General features: G+C 58.5%; 14 protein-coding genes and 1 CRISPR repeat array. Of the genes, 3 read left to right on the top strand and 11 right to left on the bottom strand.

Translation table 11 applies throughout. The annotated features are described in order from the left end of the window. Positions 1 to 82 precede the first annotated feature (82 nt). Complete coding sequence (locus Q1A00_RS14375; RefSeq protein WP_298408505.1) at positions 83 to 1,501, top strand: malic enzyme-like NAD(P)-binding protein; 1,419 nt, start codon at positions 83 to 85, stop codon at positions 1,499 to 1,501. 39 nt (positions 1,502 to 1,540) lie between these two features. Here Q1A00_RS14375 and Q1A00_RS14370 read toward each other — a convergent pair whose 3' ends face one another. The 8 genes from Q1A00_RS14370 to pyrR form a co-directional block, all read right to left on the bottom strand. Then, positions 1,541 to 2,353 (bottom strand): hypothetical protein, encoded by an 813-nt coding sequence (locus Q1A00_RS14370; protein WP_298408494.1) that lies wholly within the window; start codon positions 2,351 to 2,353, stop codon positions 1,541 to 1,543. Between the two features lie 28 nt (positions 2,354 to 2,381). Then, on the bottom strand, positions 2,382 to 4,397 hold the full coding sequence (locus Q1A00_RS14365) for an immune inhibitor A domain-containing protein (protein ID WP_299757466.1): 2,016 nt from the start codon (positions 4,395 to 4,397) through the stop codon (positions 2,382 to 2,384). A 190-nt stretch (positions 4,398 to 4,587) separates the two neighbouring features. Continuing rightward, complete coding sequence (htpX, locus tag Q1A00_RS14360; RefSeq protein ID WP_299757463.1) at positions 4,588 to 5,481, bottom strand: zinc metalloprotease HtpX; 894 nt, start codon at positions 5,479 to 5,481, stop codon at positions 4,588 to 4,590. Between the two features lie 126 nt (positions 5,482 to 5,607). Next, complete coding sequence (locus tag Q1A00_RS14355; protein ID WP_298408487.1) at positions 5,608 to 6,567, bottom strand: ring-cleaving dioxygenase; 960 nt, start codon at positions 6,565 to 6,567, stop codon at positions 5,608 to 5,610. 325 nt (positions 6,568 to 6,892) lie between these two features. Further along, entirely contained in the window at positions 6,893 to 7,552 is a 660-nt protein-coding gene (locus Q1A00_RS14350; RefSeq protein WP_298408484.1) for a response regulator transcription factor, read from the bottom strand. Positions 7,553 to 7,736: 184 nt separating this feature from the next. Then, on the bottom strand, positions 7,737 to 9,197 hold the full coding sequence (locus Q1A00_RS14345; RefSeq protein WP_298408481.1) for a dihydroorotase: 1,461 nt from the start codon (positions 9,195 to 9,197) through the stop codon (positions 7,737 to 7,739). A 10-nt stretch (positions 9,198 to 9,207) separates the two neighbouring features. After that, positions 9,208 to 10,134 (bottom strand): aspartate carbamoyltransferase catalytic subunit, encoded by a 927-nt coding sequence (locus tag Q1A00_RS14340; RefSeq protein ID WP_298408478.1) that lies wholly within the window; start codon positions 10,132 to 10,134, stop codon positions 9,208 to 9,210. Then, positions 10,127 to 10,675 carry a bifunctional pyr operon transcriptional regulator/uracil phosphoribosyltransferase PyrR gene (gene pyrR / locus Q1A00_RS14335; RefSeq protein WP_066784946.1) on the bottom strand — a complete coding sequence of 183 codons (549 nt, stop codon included), beginning with the start codon at positions 10,673 to 10,675 and terminating at the stop codon, positions 10,127 to 10,129. The genes Q1A00_RS14340 and pyrR overlap by 8 nt, the downstream gene beginning before the upstream one ends. A 295-nt stretch (positions 10,676 to 10,970) precedes the next feature. Here pyrR and Q1A00_RS14330 point away from each other — a divergent pair, with 295 nt between their 5' ends. Both Q1A00_RS14330 and Q1A00_RS14325 read left to right on the top strand, forming a co-directional pair. Beyond that, on the top strand, positions 10,971 to 12,110 hold the full coding sequence (locus tag Q1A00_RS14330) for a glycosyltransferase (protein ID WP_298408471.1): 1,140 nt from the start codon (positions 10,971 to 10,973) through the stop codon (positions 12,108 to 12,110). Positions 12,111 to 12,117: 7 nt separating this feature from the next. After that, positions 12,118 to 13,275, top strand: coding sequence for a glycosyltransferase (locus Q1A00_RS14325; RefSeq protein ID WP_298408469.1), 1,158 nt, complete (start codon positions 12,118 to 12,120; stop codon positions 13,273 to 13,275). A gap of 20 nt (positions 13,276 to 13,295) precedes the next feature. Here the strand turns inward: Q1A00_RS14325 and Q1A00_RS14320 are convergent, their stop codons facing one another. From Q1A00_RS14320 to hemN, 3 genes are all read right to left on the bottom strand, one after another. Continuing rightward, positions 13,296 to 14,225 (bottom strand): ADP-ribosylglycohydrolase family protein, encoded by a 930-nt coding sequence (locus Q1A00_RS14320; protein WP_298408465.1) that lies wholly within the window; start codon positions 14,223 to 14,225, stop codon positions 13,296 to 13,298. 190 nt (positions 14,226 to 14,415) lie between these two features. Further along, positions 14,416 to 15,840, bottom strand: a complete 1,425-nt coding sequence (gene hemG / locus Q1A00_RS14315) for a protoporphyrinogen oxidase (protein WP_299757455.1) — start codon at positions 15,838 to 15,840, stop codon at positions 14,416 to 14,418. 12 nt (positions 15,841 to 15,852) lie between these two features. Further along, on the bottom strand, positions 15,853 to 17,226 hold the full coding sequence (hemN, locus tag Q1A00_RS14310; RefSeq protein ID WP_298408460.1) for an oxygen-independent coproporphyrinogen III oxidase: 1,374 nt from the start codon (positions 17,224 to 17,226) through the stop codon (positions 15,853 to 15,855). A gap of 347 nt (positions 17,227 to 17,573) precedes the next feature. Further along, positions 17,574 to 17,786: direct repeats of the CRISPR family, unit length 28 nt; unit sequence ATCCCCCCTCTCCCCTCGTGGGAGAGGG. Between the last annotated feature and the right edge of the window lie 20 nt (positions 17,787 to 17,806).

Genomic DNA, 17,806 nt, shown 5'->3' with positions numbered 1-17,806 from the left:
TACTATACAAGAATAAGGCAGTGATGCCCGTCAACGTGACGGGCATTTTTGTGTGTTACAGCCAGAAAACGAGGTGAAGGGTATGTCCGTTGGGGTGGCTTATACGCTGACCTTGCGCTGCCAAATTGAGAATCGGCCCGGTATGTTAGGCCGGCTCACAACCCTAATTGGCGAGGTCGGCGGCGACATCGGCGCGATCGATATTGTCCGCGTCGAACGCAACATTCTCGTGCGCGACATCACCGTGCGCGTACAAGATGAACAGCACGGCGAGCGACTGGTAGCCGCAATCAACACGCTCCCGAACATTAAAGTGCTTCAGGTGAGTGACCGTGTCTTTCTGGCCCACCTCGGCGGCAAGCTTGCTACCCAGAGCCGCGTATCGCTAAAGACCCGTGATGACCTCTCACTGGCCTATACGCCGGGGGTGGCCCGCGTCTGCCGCGCTATCGCCGACGATCCCGAAAAGGTTTATTCGTTGACGTGGAAAGGGAACAGTGTGGCGGTAGTCAGCGATGGTTCGGCCATTCTCGGTTTGGGCAATCTTGGCCCCGAAGCGGCCATGCCGGTGATGGAGGGCAAGGCGATCCTGTTTAAAGAGCTGGCCAATATTGACGCAGTGCCGATTTGTTTGCGTTCGCAGGATCCTGACGTGATCGTGCAGACGGTTGAGCAGATTGCGCCCAGTTTCGGCGGCATCAATCTCGAAGACATTTCCGCCCCTAATTGCTTTATTGTCGAGGGCCGGCTCGAAGAAAGCCTCGATCTGCCCGTGATGCACGATGACCAGCATGGCACTGCTGTGGTAGTGTTGGCCGCCCTCCGCAACGCCTTGCGTCTGGTGAGCAAGACGCTGGCCGATGTGCGCGTGGTGGTGAATGGTATCGGCGCTGCGGGTACTGCGATTATTCGCACGCTGCTCGAAGCCGGTGTCGGTGAGATTACAGCAGTGGATCGGTTTGGCATCTTGGTTGAAGGGGATCATGCCCGCCAGACGCCAATGCAACGCATTATCGCTTCGTTGACCAACCGCGAGCGCCGGCGCGGCGATCTAGCTGTCGCTCTGCGCGGGGCCGATGTGTTTATCGGCGTGTCAAAGGGTAATATCCTCACCCCTGATCATGTGCGGTCAATGAGCGCCGATCCGATTGTCTTTGCGTTGGCCAACCCCATTCCCGAAGGCGATCCCGATATGCTGCGCCAGTATGCTCGGGTGGTCGCGACCGGGCGCAGCGATCAGCCAAACCAGATCAATAATGTGCTGAGCTTCCCCGGGATCTTCCGCGGCGCGCTCGATGTCAATGCCCGTAAAATCACTTCGGCGATGCGGCTCGCCGCTGCTAATGCGCTGGCCGATGCCATTCCGGCTGAAGAGATGAACGAAGACTATATCGTGCCGAGTGTTTTTAATCGCCAGATTGTGCCGGCCATCGCTGCTGCGGTGGCGCGGGCCGCAATCGAAGATGGCGTTGCTCGCCGCACCCACATGCCGGGTGATTGACATTGAAGCGGGGCAAGGTATGACGTGCCCCGCTTGTCGCTACCGTAACCACTCCTGCCAAGCGGCTTCAAGGGTTGCTAAATCAACCCCATAGACGCCTTGATAATCGGCGCTGCCGGGTGTGCTATTGCCGCTGCGGTAAAGCCGGTCGAAGGCCTCGCGGCCATACGTGACCAGCAGATATTCGACGAAGCTGGCCCACTGGTAGTAGAGGGTGTTCATTTCGGCGACGGGCCGGCCGAGATGGTTGGCTGCCAATGGCAGCGGCGCTTCCCCGCCAAGGAAGTCGCGGAAGGTGGCGTGCCGGCTCAGCCAGTAGTGTCCTGCGCCCCACGTTGCCCAGCCTTCGAGTACGATCGGGTCACTGTTGAGATGTGCATCACCGTAGTAGTCGTGGGCTAATTGGTGGACAAGTTCGTGCGCTAGAATGGCAACGACGCGGTCAGATGGAATGGCGGCACAGGTAAAGACTTGTACTTCGCGATTCTGCGTGTAGGCTACGCCGTGCAACGTGCAATTCGCTTCGGTGTTAATCGTGATCGTTATTGGCTCGGAAAGGGTCGTGGCAGTGCGTGCGCTGACGTAGGCGAGTGCAGTGGATAGCTCGGCAGTGATTGCGTCGAGGCTGGCGCTGGCCGGCAGCGCCAGCGGCGCAACGCTGATCCGCAGCATATCAGTCTGTGCTGGCAGCAGCGCCCTTCTGAGCGCCAGCGTCGCGCCGCCCCCGCTGAACTCAGCGACCAGAGGGGCAAGGCGGCGTGGCTGATGGGCACGGCTAACAATGATCACCGCCGCTGCGACGATCAAGACGATGGCGGCTAGCAGCCAGCGCATGCTAAGTGGAAATCTCACCTGTAGCCTCTCGGAAAGGCATAGCACGCTATGCCCCGGTGTCGCTGCAGATCACCTCGTACCGCGCCCGTTCACCGGTATGCGGTGTGACCGCAATCACGACCAATACCCCCCGCTCGCCGTTGTTCAACGTTGCCGTCGCGACGCCATCAGCATTGACTTCCAACGCCTCGACGGTGATCTGGCCATTGGCCGCCGTGCGCACCAGCCGTAATTCCCACTGCTGCGGCAGATCGCCGTCAATCCGCACAAAGCCAGCAGCTTCCCAATCGCCCGTCCCGCTTTCTACATCATCGCGGAAGCCGATTTCAGGAATGGCGATGTTGTCAATCATAATCCCCGGCGCATGCACCCCTTGATCATTGATCGACCAAAAGCGCAGCAATACCTCTTGCCCGGCAAATGGCGTCAGATCCATCTGCTCGCTCACCCAGCGCCCGCGCAGGCCATCTTCTATGTTTGCCTCTGGTCTACCCGACACCCCGGTTAACCCGTGGCCGTAATTCACCCCCTGTGGGTCATAGTCGGTTGTCCATTTGCCGGGTAGAGTCTCCCATGTTCGACCACCATCGGTTGAGACGGTGACGAAAGCGTAGTCATAATCGTCTTCGATCTCGAACCACGTGTCGAAGATGAGTGTGGCCGAACTGACGCCGCGCAGATCGATCTTGCGCGTGAGCGTTGCAATGCTATCGTCGCTGCGGTTGCTCCACCATGCATAGCGTCCGCGTGGCATCTGTCCGGCGATCCGCACGGTGGTGTCGCCGCGGAAGGTGACGGTGCGTGTATTGCGTGGCAACGATAGATAATCAACCCCAAACTGCACGATGTCGTCGCTGTGGCGGTTGTCTATTACGTCTGGGCGTACAGTGCGCGGCAACAAATTGCTCAATTCGGTGCCGGTATCGTAGGTGTAACGTCCATCACCTACCTTGGGGTTATTGATCAGATTGGCAACCGCCCAATCGGCCATAATCTGGCGAAAATGGGTAATGTCAGGTCGGGTGCGCGCGGCAAGTTCGACGAATGCTTCGAGGTTGTTCCCCGCGTTTGCGCGGATGAGTGGCCGCAGTTGGTCTTTGCCGGCGTATTGGGCGTAGATGTAGCGCATAAAAAGATGGGCTGCACCGTAATGCACTCCTGATTGGCCCGGCGCAAAGCCCCATCCCGTCAGTTGAATGTCGGTATTGCGTAGGTACAGTGGAATGAAACCATCACTCTGAAAGCCGTTGAGATCTTCGGCTAATTGCGACATGCCTTCGTTCAGCCAGAGCGCGCTGCTCGCTTGTTCGTTCTGGTGAATCATGTGCTGAAATTCGTGAGCCAGCACGTCAAGGTAGGTATCACTGTCGAACGGCATGAGTTCGATGTTCATAAAGAACATCTCGCGCTCATTGCTGTAGCGATTGACTTGGCGTGTTAGCGAGTCGCTCGACGAGTAGTAGCCGAGGATTTGGCGGCTGCGCTCGACAGCATTGAGAATTGTGATCCGGTTATCGCCATCAACACCGGGTTGCGCTTCACTGCCAAAAATTTCGCGAGTGCGCGGGTAAATCTCTTGCTCAAAGATACGCGCTGCGCGCTCTAAATCTCGTTGATTGTAAGGAACGCCGGTTTCCACATACATGAGCACTACCGGCCCGGCATAGCGCAGCTCGGCCGTGATTTCATACTGTGTATTGGTGCCAAAGTCGGTCACAAAGAAGGTTTGCTGCTCGCCAACTTGCACCTCAAGCGGTGTAGTACGGGCAACGTCAGGGCATTCGTCTGGCGCTGGGCGGCATGTGCCTAGTTGGCGAGCGAGTTCGATCTGATCACGCGGCAGGCGAGCAGCGGCATCAATCAGCGCGATCTCATCAATCTCACTGTTCGATTCGGGTATCTCTGTCGTGATTGGTGTTGGTGATCGGGGTGGGGCATTGGTTGAGCCTGAGCTGGCGAGTGGCGTAGCTGTGGGCAAAACGTACTCTGGCGGCTTCTCGACCGGCAGCATGCAGCCGGCTAGTACGGCAAACATGCTGATGATAAGGAGGAGTTGTTTCATAAGAAGTCTGCTATGTTTGGTTAGAGATAATCGCACTGTGCTAATGTTGATCATCGTTGGTTGGTGAAACACGACTGTCTAACGCCTATTGCCAGCATTGTACCGCAAAACAGGCGCCGCTCACCATTGAGCGACGCCTGCTGAAAGGGGGAAGGAGGAAATCTATAGTAACGCGCTGCGTGAGAGCTGATTAGGCCATAAGCGCAGGGTTGCCACTACGATTGGCCATCGCGCGCAGACGCGAGATCCGTTTGTGCGTCTCTGGGTGGGTACGGAAGAGACCGGCCAGCCCGCCCAGTATCGGATTGACGATGTACAGGTGTGCAGTCGCTGGGCGAGCTTCCTCCATCGGCATCCGGCTAGCCGCCCACTCGATCTTCTCAAGCGCGCTTGCTAGCGGTAACGGATTGCCAAGGATTTGCGCGCCGCCAGCATCAGCCATGTACTCACGCGAGCGCGAGATTGCCATCTGAATAATCAGAGCCATGATTGGGGCTAGCATCGCAGTGAGCACACCTCCCACCAAGCCCGCGATGCCACCACCTTCTTCCTCATCACCACCGCCAAGACCGGCAAAAATCATTCCCCACATCACCATATCGGCCAACATGCCAATTGCGCCAGCGATCGTCGCCGCAATTGATGAGATCAGCGTGTCGCGATGCTTGATGTGCGCCAGCTCGTGTGCAATCACGCCGGCAAGCTCTTCGCGAGTGAGCAGGCGGGCAATGCCAGTGGTCACTGCCACTGCGCCGTGCTCAGGGTCGCGTCCGGTAGCAAAAGCGTTGGGTGCATCAGTGTCGATGATGTATACCCGCGGCTTGGGAATGCCCGCCCGGCGCGACAATTCTTCAACCATTGCATGCAATTCGGGCGCTTCACTTGGTGAGACCTCTTGCGCGCCGCTCATCTTCAGCGCAAGTTTGTCGGAAAACCACCACGCGCCCATATTCATCACAATGGCCAAAACGAAGGCGATGATCATGCCGAGCTGGCCGCCAACTGCGCCGCCGATCACAATAAAGAGGCCAGTGAGCAGGCCAAGCAGACCAACCGTTTTCAAGCTATTTACAAATATCGTCATGTGGCATCCTCCACAATGATGAGCAAAATGCTTGCGATTGCATCGTTAGTATACCGATAAGCAAAAAGGCGGCCAAGGGGCCGTCTTCCCATCGTGATGGGGAGAAGTTCCCAGTTGTGGCGTTTATCAGTTTGCGACCAATGGTTTTAATCCAGCTTCAATCGCTGGCCGGTGCGGTTCGAGGAATGGCGGCAATGCTAACCGTTCACCGAGCGCTGCTACTGGTTCATCAACCGCAAAGCCCGGTTCGTCGGTGGCCAGCTCAAAGAGGATGCCGTTCGATTCGCGAACATACAGGCTGCGGAAGTAGTAGCGATCGACGATGCCGCTGTTGGGAATGCCCAATTCGCGCAGCCGCTGCGCCCACGCCGTATGCTCAGCAAAGGTCGGTACCCGAAAAGCGACGTGATGAACGCCGCCGGCTCCTGCTTGTGCAGGTGGCAAGTGAGGTTGGGCGACGACGTGAACTTCTGCCGCTGGCCCGCCGTTGCCCATTGTATAGACATGCACCGCGTCGTCGGGGAAGTCGGGATGCGGATAGGTGCGCTGCGGTTGCATGCTCAGCACCATGCGCAGCATAGTGTCAGTGAGGTCGAGGCTCGCCACGCTGAGTATCACCGGCCCTAACCCGCGAATCTGATATTCAGGCGGCACCGAACTCTGCTCCCACGGCACAAACGTACCCGTTCCGCCGTCATCGACGAGCGATAGCCGTTGCCCTTCCGGGTCTTCCAGATCGAGCGTTAATCTGCCATTGCGCTCGATAATATCACCGGTTTTCACCCCTTCGGCGCGCAATCGCTCAGTCCACCATACCAAACTCGCTGCGCCGTTGACGCGCAGCATCGTGCGGGTGATACTGTTTGTCCCCCGCCGCTCACGCGGCAGCGGCCAGTCGAAGAAGGTCAAGTCACTGCCGGGTGTGCCGGCCCCATCGGCGTAGAACAAATGATAGGCGCGCGTGTCATCTTGGTTAACGGTGCGCTTCACCAGCCGCATCCCCAGCACACGGGTATAAAAGTCATAGTTGCGCCGGATATCGGCAGAAATGGCAGTCACGTGGTGTATGCCGGTAAGTGTCAGCACGATTCCTCAATCTAGTGTGAAATCCAACCAGTCTATGAAATGAAATCCTCGCCGATAGATAACTTCGGGAAGCGCGGGTACATTCTCGCCCCTATCCCCAGCCCGCGCAGCGGGCTTCGTAACCTTAGCCCGGCCCTGTAGGGTCGGGAGACACGGCAGATTGCACCCTCACCCCCTCCCGCTTGTGCAAAAGCAGCGCGTTGCTGCGTTCCGCTCCTGCAATCTGAGGGTCGAAGCAGCAGGGAATGCAACGCGGCTAGCGATTGATGCGTCACTTTTTGCCGTGCCGCCTGCAATCTGAGGGCCGAAGGCGGGGAATGCAACCCTACCGCAACTCCGGCGGCGGTACCAGCCCGCGTTGCACCGCCACGATCGCCGCTTGGGTGCGATTACTCACCCCCAACTTCTGGAAGATTTCGCTCAGGCGATTGCCAACCGTCTTTTCAGCCAAGCTCAACTTAAGCGCGATGGCGCGGTTATCGTCGCCTTGAGCCACAAGCGCGAGAATATCGCGTTCGCGCGGCGTCAACACTTCGTTGAGCGCCGGCGCGTTGTCATTGCGCCGCAGCAGATCAAGCACGCGCGCGGCGGCGCTGCCGGCCAAGGCTGCTTCTCCGCGGTAGACAACATGAATGGCTTCGATCAATTCGTTGGCATCCGCGTCTTTCAGCAGATACGCGTTGGCTCCGGCGCGCAACGCTTCGAGTACGGTCTGCTCATCGCGGTGCATCGTCAGGACGACACAGCGGGTATTTGGGCTTACCTGTGCGATCTGGCGTGCCGCTTCGATCCCCGTCATCACTGGCATCGAAACATCGAGCAAGGCAATATCGGGTTTGGTCGTTTTGGCTGCCTCGACCGCGGCTACGCCATCGCGCACTTCGGCTACCACTTGAAAGCCGCCTTTACGCTCAAGGATTTCGCGCAGCCCTTGCCGGAACATCGTATGATCATCAGCAATTAGAATCGTGATCGGATTACTCATAGCCCCTCCAACTGGTAGCTATAGGTGTGTCACGTGTAGGTTCGCTACGAGCATCTTACCATGAAACATTTTTCCAACACCGTGAGACGAGACGATAGGTACGGTGGTTTTGACCGAGAAAACGTGACGCCGCTGCAAACCAGCGGCGTCGTTCATGCTCTCGTAGTATCGCAGGGTTTACTGGTTACTCCGTCTCCAAAATGCCTTCTAACCGTGATGGTTGTGGTGCTGCTTGGGCCTGTCGGCCAAAATCGTCACGGCGGAAGACAATCTTACCGGCGGCCATCGTTAACATCACTTGTCCTTTGAGCCGCTGGCCACGCAATGGCGTGTTCCGTCCATACGAAACAAAGTGATCGGGATCGACAACCCAACTACGTTCAGGATCGAAGATAACAATATCGGCAGTTGCGCCGGGGCGTAAATTGGCAGGTGATCGATTAAGGACCTGCGCTGGCCCTTCGGTCAATTTGGCAATCAGATTGACAATGTCCATCTCGCCACGATGCACAAGAGTTAACGCCAACGCCAACGCCGTCTCAAGCCCGCTGATACCGGGTGGCGCAATACCGTATTCGCAGTCGCGATCGACCAGCGCGTGCGGCGCGTGGTCAACGGCAATGGCATCAATGACACCGTCGCGCAACCCTTCAATCAACGCCTCGACGTGTTCGATATTGCGCAGCGGCGGGTCAACGCGGGTCGAACTATCGTATGGCGGCAGCAAAGCTGGATTGAGCCACGACGGCAGGCTGAGATCGGGATGCGCGCCGGGCCGGCCCATCTCGATTTCGTGGCGCTCTTCCAGCCAGCCGAGCAGCCAGCGGTCGGTGAGGGTCAGGTGGTGTGGCGTCACTTCGGCGGTCACCCGCACGCCACGCGCGCGGGCAGTGCGGATGAGCGCCACGCTGCCGGTAGTGCTAACCCGGCTGATGTGCAGATGCGCGCCAGTTGCTTCAGCCAGTGCAATATCGCGGGCGACAATCGCCTCTTCAGCGGCAGCGGGGATGCCGGGCAGCCCCAGCCGGATGCTCACCGCACCCTCGTGAGCGACGCCGCCAGCAGCGAGATGCGGATCTTGGCAGCTCACCATCACTGGCAATCCCAAGGCCGCCGCGTAAGCCATCGCATTGCGCATCAGCGCCGCATCGGTAATCGTGCGCCCGCCATCACTGAAGGCGATGCAGCCGGCTTCCGCCAGTTCACGCATCTCGCTCAATGCGCGCCCCTCGTTGCCCAGCGTCAACGCGCCGATCAGATCGATCCGCACGCTGCCATAACTGTCAGCCAATTCGCGCAACTGCCGGATCGCGGCGGCATTGTCGGGTATGGGGCGCGTCGTTGGGCGCGCGCAGAGAGTGGTGAACCCCCCGACCGCTGCCGCGGCGCTGGCGCTGGCAATCGTCTCTTTGTGCTCTTCACCCGGTTGGCGCAGATGGGTGTGGAGGTCGGTAAACCCCGGTGCCACTACGCAGCCGCGCGCATTAATCACTTCCACATCAGGCCCGAGCGGCTCGCGTTCGCTATGTAAGTCGGCGAGATCGTACAAACGCTCCACTTTGCCGTTTGCAACCAGAATATCGCCGATCGTCGCCACCCGGTTAGCCGGATCGATAATCGTGCCATTTTTGATCAGATACCGCATTGTATCCCCCTTAACCGGCCATTCGGTAGAGCAGCGCCATCCGCACGGCGACGCCGTTGGTGACTTGTTCTTCAATCGCTGCCGACGATGCCGTTGCGACTTCAGGAAAGATCTCGATGCCTTCGTTCATCGGGCCGGGATGCATCACAATCGCGTGCTTGGGCAGGCGGGCCAATCGTTCGACGGTGAGCCCGTAGACTCGGGTATATTCGCGCAGTGCCGGCAGCAATCCGCTCTGCATGCGCTCTTTTTGCAATCGTAACGCCATAACCACGTCTGCTTCGGGCAAAAGCGGGTCAAGCTCGTGAACAATGCGGATCGTTGGCCATGTTGCCGTCCAGAACGCAGCCGGCCCGATCAGAGTCGGTGGGCCGCAGAGCGTTACTCGCGCGCCAAGCCGAGTCAAGCCCCACAAGTTCGAGCGAGCCACCCGGCTGTGCAAAATGTCGCCGACAATCACCACATGGAGATCACGAATCTGGCCGAGCCGGCTGCGCATTGTGTACAGGTCAAGCAATGCCTGTGTCGGATGGGCGTGGCGTCCGTCGCCAGCATTGATCAGCGAGCCGCGAAAATGGCGCGCCACTAAATAGGGTGCGCCCGATTGGCTGTGCCGCATGACGATCATGTCAGCGCCGAGCGCCTGTAACGTGCGCACGGTGTCAACTAGCGACTCGCCCTTTTCGACGCTGCTGCCGCGAGCAGTGAATGCGACGACGTTGGCCGATAATGCGCGGGCGGCTAGCTCGAACGAGATGCGGGTGCGGGTGCTCTCTTCAAAGAACATATTGACAACGGTTTTGCCGCGCAGCACCGGCACTTGCTTGATCTCGCGCCCAAGCACTTCGCGCATGCTTTCGGCAGTCTCTAAAATCTCTTCGATCTCGGCGGCGCTAAAGTCATCGAGATCGATCGCGTGGCGGCGCAGTTCACTCATTGCTTGCACCTCGCTGAATCACAACTTCATCAACCCCGTCGGTTTCGCGCAGGCGCACCATGACCCGCTCTGACAGCGAGGTTGGTACATTTTTGCCGACGAAGTCGGCCCGGATTGGCAATTCGCGGTGGCCGCGGTCGATCAATACGGCCAGTTGAATCCGGGCTGGACGGCCCAGATCGGCAATTGCATCGAGTGCGGCCCGTACAGTTCGTCCGGTGAAGAGGACATCATCCACCAGCACCACCGTCTTGCCGGTAATGTCAATCGGCAGATCGGTCTTACGCACGCGCGCTGCCGGGCCGCGCAGCTTCAAATCGTCGCGGTAGAGCGTAATGTCAAGTTGGCCGACTGGCACGCGCGTGCCATCAAAATCGGCGATCGCAGCGGCGATCCGCTCGGCAAGCGGGACCCCGCGACTGCGAATACCCACGATCACCACGTCGCGCAGACCACCGTTGCGCTCGTCAATCTCGTGGGCGATTCGTACTAGCGCTCTCCGAATCTCGTCGGCTGACAGAATCTGTTTCTCGTTGCTCATGCCTTCCTCCGCACTGCCGCATACGGCGGGCTGCGCAAACAAAAAAACCCTTGCCCACCGCGGCGGGGCAAAGGGATAACGGCATTTCAGGCCGGGTCGCGTTCTGGTTCATCAATACATGCTCCTTTACAGCCTCACAGGGCTGTATTAAAGGTAGTGGCATCGTACCACACCCCGACGGGGGTGTCAACTAACGGTGTGGCTCCTCGCCACACATAGCGGCGAAACATGGTACCATACCGTTAAGTGAGCAACTACCTGCGCGCCGAGATGGCGCCTCGCCGGAGATACTGTTATGCCGCGAGTCTTGATTTTGCACGCATCGGTGGGCACAGGCCACAAACGCGCAGCCGAAGCATTGGCCGCTGCGTTTAGCCGTCGCCAGCCGGGAGAGGTGCGGGTTGAGGATGTGCTTGATCATACCTCGCGCCTGTTCCGTCTCGCTTATGCGCGCTCGTACCTTGAATTGACCGACCGGGCGCCGCTGATATGGGGGTATTTTTATACCCAGACCAACGCCGATCCGAATTTATCTGAAATTACGAACAATATTCGTAAACTGGTTGAAAGCATCGGCACCAATGGTCTCAAAGAGGTGCTGCGCGCGTTTCAACCAGAAGTGATTATCTGTACTCACTTCTTGCCGATGGAGCTGCTTGTCGGCTATAAACGTAGCGCACGCCTGACCGAGCCGGTCTATTGCGTGATTACCGATTATGCGGCTCATACCTTCTGGACGTACACCGAGATTGATGGGTATTTTGTCGGTGATGATCAGACCCGTGCGCAACTGATTGAACGCGGGATCAGTCCGCAACAGATCGTGGTGAGCGGGATTCCGATCGATCCCCAATTTGCCCAGCCAAACGACTGCTGCGAGGCGCGCAGTCGGCGTGATTTGCCGCTTGATACGACCGTTATAACTTTGTTTGGCGGTGGGGTTGATGACGATCACGTGCGTCAAATCGTCAGCGGCTTAATGCAAAGTGAACTCAAGGCGACCCTTGTGGTGGTGGCTGGCCGCAATACCACGCTGGTTGAGTCACTGAGCGATTTTATTTCGACCCCGAATGTCGATCTGCGTGTGCTTGGTTTTATCGATTACGTCGATGATCTGATTACGGCGAGCGATGTGGTGATTACCAAAGCGGGTGGCTTGATTGTCAGCGAGGTGATGGCGCGGGGGACGCCGATGGTGATTATTGACCCCATCCCCGGCCACGAGGAATGGAATGCCGATTATGTGGTCAGCACCGGCAGCGGCATCCAATTGCGGATGTGCGAATCGACGCCGCGGGCCGTGCTCAATCTGCTCAACCATCCAACCATGTTGTTGGAAATGCGCCAGTGCGCGCAGGCGGCGGCTCGGCCACGGGCAGCTCTTGAGATTGCTGAGAAAGTGATTGCCGATCTTGATCAACATCGCCATGATTGAGAAACCTATGAACCGGCAACCGATTGATGTGCTATTTGCGATTTCTGATACCGGCGGCGGCCATCGCAGCGCAGCAGTGGCGATTAGCGCGGCGCTTGAACAGTTGTCGGGCGGGAGTATGACGTGGGCTATTGAAGATCTGTTGCAGGCCACGAATGTGCCCGGTGTGCGCAGCGCTCCCGGTCTTTATGACCAGCTCTCGACTCGCTGGCTGAAACTGTACAATTTCTCGTTTCAATTGACCAATTCGCGCTCAACCGTTGGCTTTCTCTCGCGGGTGGTTTATCTGATTGCCCGCCAGAATCTCGAACGCCTGCTGGCCGAACGTCGCCCACGGCTGGTGGTTGTCACCCATCCGTTAGTGCATCGCCTCGTCTGCGCAGCCCGTCGGCGCCGGCAGAATGCGTTTCGGGTCGTGACCGTCGTGACTGATCTCGTTACGCTCCACGCGGCATGGAGCTATCCCGGCGTTGATCTTGCTCTGACCCCAACCGATGAGGCCTACCGTCTGATGCACAAGCGCGGTATGAAGCCGAGCCAGTTGCAGCGTTGCGGCTTTCCAGTGCATCCCAAGTTTGCCGCCGAGAATCGTGATGCGCCTACGGTGCGTCGCGCGTTGGGGTTTGATCCCGATCGCTTCACTGTCTTGCTGACTGCCGGCGGCGTGGGGTCGGGCCGGCTCGGTGAGTTGGTGCAGACGTTCGAGCAGCAGATGCCTGATAAGCAGTTGCTCGTTGTCACTGGGAAGAATCGTGCATTGTACGAAGAGCTGCGTCATGGGCCGCGCTTGCCGCATACCCATCTGTTTGGTTTTGTAAACAATATGGAAGAGCTGATGGCGGCGAGTGATGTGGTGGTCACGAAGGCTGGTCCCGGTACGTTGATGGAAGCCTTGGTAATGCGTAAGCCGGTGATCGTGACCGAAGCGGTTGGGATTCAAGAGCACGGTAATATTGATTTTGTGCTAAATTACGAGCTGGGTTTCTTTTGTCCTACCAACGAGCGGATTATCGCCGCAGTCAGCAGTCTCGAAGACCCGGCCCGTTATGCCGCAACGGTTGAGCGTCTCAAACACGCTGTCCCACGCGATGGGGCCATGCAGATTGCACGAGTGATCCATCAGCAGTTGAGTTTGCAGCTGAAAACGCTAAGCCGGCCCGGGTAGGGGGCGCGTATGCCTGCCCTTTACCCATGGTGTTGCCATAACCGTGCCAGCAATGCTTGCACCAATTCCTGCCCGCGCAGTTGTTGTCGCCAGCCTTCAGGGATGCCGCTGAGGCCGTAGCGGATACCGGCAATCCCGCCCGCGACGCAAGCGGTGGTGTCAGTGTCGTAGCCAAGCCCGATTGCTGCCCGTACCACCGCTTCGAAGCTGGTACCTTGCATAACTGCCCACCGTGCCGAGCGGAGTGTATCGACTACGTATCCCTTGCCTTCACCCGGCAAGGGATCATCAGGCCGCACATACGTCTCAAGCTCGATTCGCGCTTGCCCGTTGCCGTAGATGTCGCGCAATCGATCACTCGCCGTTGACCACGCTGCCTCGTCGCCAGCTAGCTCGTACCGTGCCCACAAGCAGTACAATGCGCAACAGATTTGTGCCCGTAGGTGACCGTGGGTTGGCAACGATTGCATGTGTGCATCGGCTACCAGTGCCCGATCATCGCCGGTATGCCAGAGCGCCAATGGCAATACGCGCATAAGTGAACCGTTGCCATTGTCGTGTTCGCCTGCCGGCCCTGACCGGTATGGCGGAATGCCGCTTTGCAATGCCTGAATTGCTTTGACGGTCTGAATGCCGGCATCGAAGACGATGCCGTCGGGGGTATACGCGCCCTGTTCATACCACTTTCGTAGTTTGAGCGCAAAGTCTTCGAGATCGAGCCGGTCACACGTGAGCAATGAGTCAAGCAAGGCCAAGGCTAAGGCCCCGTCATCCGACCACGTTCCCGGCGGGACGTTGGGGTGGCTGCGTGGGAAGCCAACCGGCGGTTGCATGTCAATTTGTTTGGGTGGCGGGAGAGCTGTGGGTGGGTGGAATTCGTAAGGTACCCCTAGCGCATCGCCGATCAAGAGACCGTACAACCCGCCCGCGATGCGGTCATGTCTGTCCATTGTCCCTCTCCTAGAAGCCGGCTTTTTTGGCAATGAATGTTAGTATTGTACTGCATTGGTGAGACAGCGAGGGACAGTCGTTGGGGTAGCGTGAACCGTCACTAGAGGGTACAGCAGAGTAACTACCGCCGCGACGATGGAATGCGGCAGTTGCCCTGCCGCATTCCATAACGCATGCTTAGGTTGCACCTTACCCGCGCGTCTGCTCGAAGGTGGTAGGGGTGGCGCTTTGTGCATCAAGCGCGGCTGCCACCCGCTCGCCAGCTTGCACGCCGGTGGCCCATGTCTTGGGTACGCCGACGCCACCGCGGTAGCTGCCGGTCAACTGCAAGGTTGGCCAGCGTTGCTCAAGCCGCTCGATCGCCGCCATTCGTTCGCGATGGCCGAAGGTGTACTGTGGGATCGCATAGCGCCAGCGCGTGACGTGGGTCAGTAGCGGTTGGCCACTGATGCCTAGCACCTGCTGATTGTCACGGATCGCCGCTTCAATCAGAGCTTCTTCACTTTGCTCGGCCAATTCAGGCCGGATCGCACCTCCGGCCAGCGTAATCGTCAGCGCCCGATCAGCCGGCGCGACGTGCGGGAAGAGGCTGGAAGCCCATAGAATGCCGAGGAACTGTCGCCGTTCGCTGGAAGGAGCGAGTACGCCAAACCCGTGTAGCTCGCGTGAGAGTTGCTCACGGCGGAAGCCAAGATGCACCACGGCTACCGGTGCATACGGGATACTGCGCAGCGCGCTAGCAGCGTTCGAGTCGAGCGACTCGATTAGCTCGGCGGCGGCGTAGGCGGGGGTGGCAATGATTACACTGCGGGCAGTGATCGTTTCGATCGCACCGGTTCCGTCAACTGTTACCTCCCAAAAACCGTCACGCTCGCGCAGGCCTACTGCTTTTCGCCCGGTGAGCACGGTACCAGTACCAAGTGCGCGGGCTAACCCACGTGGCCACTCGGCCAAACCGGCCCGGAAGCTGAAGGTGCGACTACGCATCTTGGGTTCACTCACCGCCGGTTTCTGCTTCGGGCGCTTGAGCATCCCACGCACGATACTGCCGCCACGCTGAGCCGCTTCCCATAACGAGGGGAAGACGGCCGCTACTGACAGTTGATTCGGATCGCCAGCGTAGACTCCGGCCACAAATGGATCGATCAGCCGTGCAGTGGCTTCTTGGCCGATCCGACGGCTGAAAAAGGCGGCTACGCTCTCGTCGGCGCTGGTCGGTGCGTTCTTGACGAATGGTTCGGCGAGCACGCGCAACTTGCCTTGCCACGAGAGGAGCGGCGTTGTCACCAAACTGACTGGTGAACTGGGGATTTCAACCGGCTTGCCGTTGATCAAGATGAACCGTCGCTTGCCATAGCGCGTTGCCGGTGTGATGCGCTCGTGTAAGCCAAGATCGATCAACTCTTGCCACAACCGCACATCTTTCGTGCCCAGCGTGTTTGGCCCGCAATCGAGCGTAAACCCTTCTGGAGTAGTGACACTGTGGATCACGCCGCCAACCCGGTTGGCCGCTTCGATCACCAGCACTCGGTACCCTCGTTTATACAGGGTGTAGGCTGCCGCCAACCCGCCGATGCCGCCCCCGATCACGACACTGTCGTATGCTGCCATCATACCCGCTACTCCTCATACCGTGCTCGAAAAGATCGGCCGTTCCGTCGCCTGTTGTAGATAGCGATCCAACTCCATCGCTAGATTCCGCACAAAGAACCTGCCGCGCTCGGTGACGCGCAAGCGGCGCGATTCTACCTCAACCAACCCATCGTCAGCGAAGGCCGCGATCCGTTCGATCTCGGCGGCCAATGCCTCGCCGAGCCGTTGCCCGTGCGGCGGCAATTCCAGATCAAACGGCACCTCAAGATTGCACATTAGATGCATAATCGCCTTCCGCCGCATCAGATCATCGTCACTGAGCCGCATACCGCGCGTAATTGGCAAATGGCCAGCGTCAATTGCCCGCTGATAATGACCAAGATGAGCGTCGTTCTGCGCGTAGCGTCCGGCCAAATCACCGATTGCGCTCATGCCGAAGCCGATCTGGTGCGGCGCCGGCAGCACCGTGTAGCCCATAAAGTTGCGCTGCAACCGCCGCTCGCGCGCTGCTACCGCCAATTCGTCATCGGCCAGCGCAAAGTGATCCATCCCGATCCATTCATATCCTACCGCAGTGAAAGCGTCAATAGCTTGCCGGAAGAGCTGGAACTTGTCGTAGCCGGTTGGCAACTGGCGCGCATCGACCCACTTCTGGTTTGGCCGCGCCTGCGGCAGGTGCGCATAGCTAAAACAGGCAATCCGGTCAGGCCGCAGATCAATCATCGCCTGCAACGTCGCTGCAAAGCTGGCCGGCGTCTGGTAGGGCAAGCCGTAGACCAGATCGATATTCACGCTGGCAAAGCCGGCATCGCGCGCCGCCAGCACTACCGTCTCGGTCTGGCTGAGCGGCTGGATCCGCCCGATCGCTACTTGTACATCGTGGGCAATATCTTGCACTCCGAAACTGATTCGGTTGAAACCAAGCTCGCGGAAGAGGAAAACCTGCTCGCGGCTGCTGATACGCGGATCAACCTCTAGCGCTACTTCCGCCTCAGAGTCAATGGTAAAGGCGGCGCGCAGCAGACCCATCAAACGGCGTGCTTGTGCTTCATTCAAGAAATTGGGCGTGCCACCGCCCCAATGCAATTGTACTACCCGGTGCCCCGTACCGAGCGTGGTTGTTACCATCGCCAGCTCACGTTCGAGCCGGTCAAGATAGTGATCCACCACTTCGGCCCGTTTGGTTGATGTCGCATTGCACCCGCAGTAGGCACACCGTTCGGCGCAGAAGGGCAGATGGACGTACACACTGATCGGATCAGGGGTAGCGGCGACATCGCGCAGTGCTGCAAGATAGTCATCGGCGGTAAAATTGGCATTCCAGTGCGGAACAGTGGGGTAGCTGGTGTAACGCGGGCCGGGACGGTTGTAGCGGTCGATCGTTGCGCGGGTGATCTCAACAGTCATAACAACCCCTCTTGCCGGCTGATCTGTAGTTCCGTTTGCAAACTACGTGGACAAGAAAACTAAACCCAGAGCTTGCCCAAAGACGCATGATCGACTCTGATTGTAGCATGATAGTCAATCATTTGATTGTTTGAGCAATTTGCCGGCAAGGTATGCTCAAAGCGGTTTTGGCTGTTGGGAATGAGGTATTTGCTTCCTTGGAAATGAAGTTGCGTTGCGAAAGCATAACCATGGTAAGAAACTTTTTCTCTGCAAGAGTTGCCAACCCATCTCAGAGAACTGCGGAGAGAATACTCGTCGCGTCTAACCGGTTGACCGGGGGCAGAATACATTCCGCCCTACCTAGACCATCCCCCCTCTCCCCTCGTGGGAGAGGGGCGATGGACATCGCACGGCAGCGGCGCGTAACCATCCCCCCTCTCCCCTCGTGGGAGAGGGATTCGTTCGCGACTAATGCGATGAGATTGGGCTATCCCCCCTCTCCCCTCGTGGGAGAGGGATTCGTTCGCGACTGATGCGATGAGATTGGGCTATCCCCCCTCTCCCCTCGTGGGAGATGGGGCAAGGGGGTGAGGGGGTC

Origin of the sequence: uncultured Chloroflexus sp., from assembly GCF_938091255.1 — a bacterium.
Lineage (GTDB): Bacteria > Chloroflexota > Chloroflexia > Chloroflexales > Chloroflexaceae > Chloroflexus.
The sequence above is the reverse complement of the archived record's forward strand: the minus strand, read 5'-3'. Positions and strand labels throughout refer to the sequence as shown.

Coding starts and splice junctions, on each gene's coding strand:
- Q1A00_RS14325 (WP_298408469.1), top strand. CDS start 12,118: ATGAACCGGCAACCGATTGATGTGCTATTTGCGATTTCTGATACCGGC.
- Q1A00_RS14330 (WP_298408471.1), top strand. CDS start 10,971: ATGCCGCGAGTCTTGATTTTGCACGCATCGGTGGGCACAGGCCACAAA.
- Q1A00_RS14340 (WP_298408478.1), bottom strand. CDS start 10,134: ATGAGTGAACTGCGCCGCCACGCGATCGATCTCGATGACTTTAGCGCC.
- pyrR (WP_066784946.1), bottom strand. CDS start 10,675: ATGAGCAACGAGAAACAGATTCTGTCAGCCGACGAGATTCGGAGAGCG.
- Q1A00_RS14375 (WP_298408505.1), top strand. CDS start 83: ATGTCCGTTGGGGTGGCTTATACGCTGACCTTGCGCTGCCAAATTGAG.
- Q1A00_RS14320 (WP_298408465.1), bottom strand. CDS start 14,225: ATGGACAGACATGACCGCATCGCGGGCGGGTTGTACGGTCTCTTGATC.
- Q1A00_RS14350 (WP_298408484.1), bottom strand. CDS start 7,552: ATGAGTAATCCGATCACGATTCTAATTGCTGATGATCATACGATGTTC.
- hemN (WP_298408460.1), bottom strand. CDS start 17,226: ATGACTGTTGAGATCACCCGCGCAACGATCGACCGCTACAACCGTCCC.
- Q1A00_RS14365 (WP_299757466.1), bottom strand. CDS start 4,397: ATGAAACAACTCCTCCTTATCATCAGCATGTTTGCCGTACTAGCCGGC.
- Q1A00_RS14345 (WP_298408481.1), bottom strand. CDS start 9,197: ATGCGGTATCTGATCAAAAATGGCACGATTATCGATCCGGCTAACCGG.
- htpX (WP_299757463.1), bottom strand. CDS start 5,481: ATGACGATATTTGTAAATAGCTTGAAAACGGTTGGTCTGCTTGGCCTG.
- hemG (WP_299757455.1), bottom strand. CDS start 15,840: ATGATGGCAGCATACGACAGTGTCGTGATCGGGGGCGGCATCGGCGGG.